This is a genomic window from Hydrocoleum sp. CS-953 (genome assembly GCF_002260545.1).
In the GTDB taxonomy this organism is placed as follows: Bacteria; Cyanobacteriota; Cyanobacteriia; order Cyanobacteriales; family Microcoleaceae; genus Trichodesmium.
In genome coordinates, this window is sequence record NZ_LGSU01000299.1 from 1 (window position 1) to 2,672 (window position 2,672).

Annotated in this window: 3 protein-coding genes; all 3 read right to left on the reverse strand. The window is 38.5% G+C overall.

The genetic code is table 11. The annotated features are described in order from the left end of the window. Positions 1 to 61: 61 nt before the first annotated feature. The 3 genes from AFK68_RS02705 to proX all read right to left on the reverse strand — a co-directional run bounded on the left by AFK68_RS02705 (position 62) and on the right by proX (position 2,397). Entirely contained in the window at positions 62 to 775 is a 714-nt protein-coding gene (locus AFK68_RS02705; RefSeq protein WP_094671428.1) for a Glu/Leu/Phe/Val dehydrogenase dimerization domain-containing protein, read from the reverse strand. 261 nt (positions 776 to 1,036) lie between these two features. After that, entirely contained in the window at positions 1,037 to 1,315 is a 279-nt protein-coding gene (locus AFK68_RS02715) for a glycine betaine ABC transporter substrate-binding protein (protein WP_371357209.1), read from the reverse strand. A 179-nt stretch (positions 1,316 to 1,494) separates the two neighbouring features. Further along, the gene (proX, locus tag AFK68_RS02720; RefSeq protein ID WP_094671434.1) at positions 1,495 to 2,397 is read right to left on the reverse strand and encodes a glycine betaine/L-proline ABC transporter substrate-binding protein ProX; all 903 of its coding nucleotides are present in this window, start codon (positions 2,395 to 2,397) and stop codon (positions 1,495 to 1,497) included. Between the last annotated feature and the right edge of the window lie 275 nt (positions 2,398 to 2,672).

Below are 2,672 nucleotides of genomic sequence, written 5' to 3' on the forward strand. Positions count from 1 at the left end.
TTTTAAGGCTCGTTCAATATTTAGCATTCTTCTGGCCAATTTCTGCTTGAACCATTTTACCTTATTTCCCAACAACTCTAATATATTGACACTGCAAGGAATCGGCAATTTCTGGTGTAATTAGACCACTGATGGAACAAGGAACTAATGCATCACAGGGAATATCCCACCAGTTATGATCCTGTGAGATGTTCTTGCAATTCGGAAGATCGGCTCGCTGGGGGACTATATCATAAGTCATAATACTTGCTCCCAGTTTTTGGAGAGCTAGAGCAGTAGCTTTACCCACCTTTCCCGAACCATGAACCAGAAAAACTAATCCCTCAAGATTTTTTCCAAAAATACCTTGAATACTACCCACTACACCATAAGCTGTGGCAATACTCGGGTCAACTTGAGAATCTAGAGATGCCAGAATATAAGGACAGTGGTTTCTGAGATATTCCATGTCCTCCAAGGAAGTATTTAAGTCACAACCAGTGTACATCAAACCGTTAAGATCATTCAGCATAGAACCGATAAAACTCAATAGATCTTTCTTGCAGGCTTGACAATCGGCCATCGCTACAACAATTTTACCACCGCTAAAACCTGTATTGTACAGACGATGTTTATGGGTCATAACGAGGGACAAATTTCTACAGTCCTCCCAAGCAAGTGTCTGAGATTTATAAGTTTTGACCCTCAATCCACCGTTACTGGGCTGATTCAGGGTTGGTCTGTCTAACCCAATAAAGCATTGCAAACCATCTCTATCTTTCTGAATAATTTTCATCTAAACTAAATTTGTTATACTATGGTGGATTATATGACAAAGGTTTAAAAAAAACATCAATTCTCTGACAAATTTGTTCCNAAGCAAGTGTCTGAGATTTATAAGTTTTGACCCTCAATCCACCGTTACTGGGCTGATTCAGGGTTGGTCTGTCTAACCCAATAAAGCATTGCAAACCATCTCTATCTTTCTGAATAATTTTCATCTAAACTAAATTTGTTATACTATGGTGGATTATATGACAAAGGTTTAAAAAAAACATCAATTCTCTGACAAATTTGTTCCTGTCTTTCTTGCCTCTTCTACCCAACCATCAAACTTATCTTGATTTTTCTTGACCCACTCCTCTGCATGGCGACGGAAATCTTTTGAGTTATTTTCACCATCTTGTACGAGTTTTTGTTGAGCATTAACATCTTCAATAGGAATTGAAACCAGCTCAAACAGACGTTTAGCTGCTGGATTAGCTTGCAAAAATTTATTGTTTGCTACTATCCGCACCCTATCAACCGCAATACCTAGATTTTTTCCATCTAGCATAGTTTCTTGTTCTGAAACTTCTCCCTGTTCTTCTGGTAGAGAAGTGAAAGGAACTTCTATCCAGATTGCATCCTTACCAGGTTCTAACACTGCAGGTGCCCAGTGAGGAGNCATGGCGACGGAAATCTTTTGAGTTATTTTCACCATCTTGTACGAGTTTTTGTTGAGCATTAACATCTTCAATAGGAATAAACCAGCTCAAACAGACGTTTAGCTGCTGGATTAGCTTGCAAAAATTTATTGTTTGCTACTATCCGCACCCTATCAACCGCAATACCTAGATTTTTTCCATCTAGCATAGTTTCTTGTTCTGAAACTTCTCCCTGTTCTTCTGGTAGAGAAGTGAAAGGAACTTCTATCCAGATTGCATCCTTACCAGGTTCTAACACTGCAGGTGCCCAGTGAGGAGTGTAAGTATAATAGAGAATAGGTTTTTCTAGTCGGTTGCGAGCTACTACATCTGCCAACAAAATATCATAATTACCTTGATCGTGTTCAACCGTATCCCTCAGTCCATAAACATCCAAGTGATGCTCAATCACCAATTCACAACCCCATCCAGGATTACAACCTGTTAAGTTAGCTTTGCCATCACCATCCGAGTCAAAAAGTTGGGCAATTTTGGGATCTTTAAGTTGGTCTAAGCTAGTTATTTTATATTGATCGGCGGTTTTTTTGTCAATTTGATACCCTTGCAAAGCATTGTCAACAATAATTCCCACCCGCTGGAATTTATCTTCGCCTCCGTTTTCTATAAAAAATTTATTTTGGAGTTTTTCCCAATGATTGGTGTAGAAATCTAAGTCTCCGTTACTGACAGAAATATGCACTATGGGAACACTGAGCTGTTTGACGGCTTCAGTTTGATAACCAAGTTTTTCTAGACCAACATTAATAATTTCTGTTAAAAATACTGCATAGGTTGAGATACTAGAGCCAGAGCTTACTCTTACCCCTTTACCCGGCATCGTTTTGTCTGTTGATTCAGGATTAGATTGGATAGTCGGTTGACAGGCAATTAAACTGATTGACAAAAAAGCTAGAACTATTTCTAATAAGTGTTTTTTTCTTTTTCGTTTCATTTTCGTCCTTCAAGCTAGTTTTAGTGAAGCAATGGCTTAATTTTATTCCAGAGAGCTAGTGGGTATTATACCATTTCTCAAAAATCTTGCTATATTTGATTGGGTGGAGGAGGGACGTTGCATAAGGGCGTCCGTACGGGAGTGTTGGAGGAGGGGGGAAGAGACATTGCATAAGGGCGTCCGTATACAGAAGAATAATGAATATTAACTGGATAATAATTAGGGAATAATTTATTTTATTTGTGTTAATTACTTGATAACTGAAGTGTCACTCA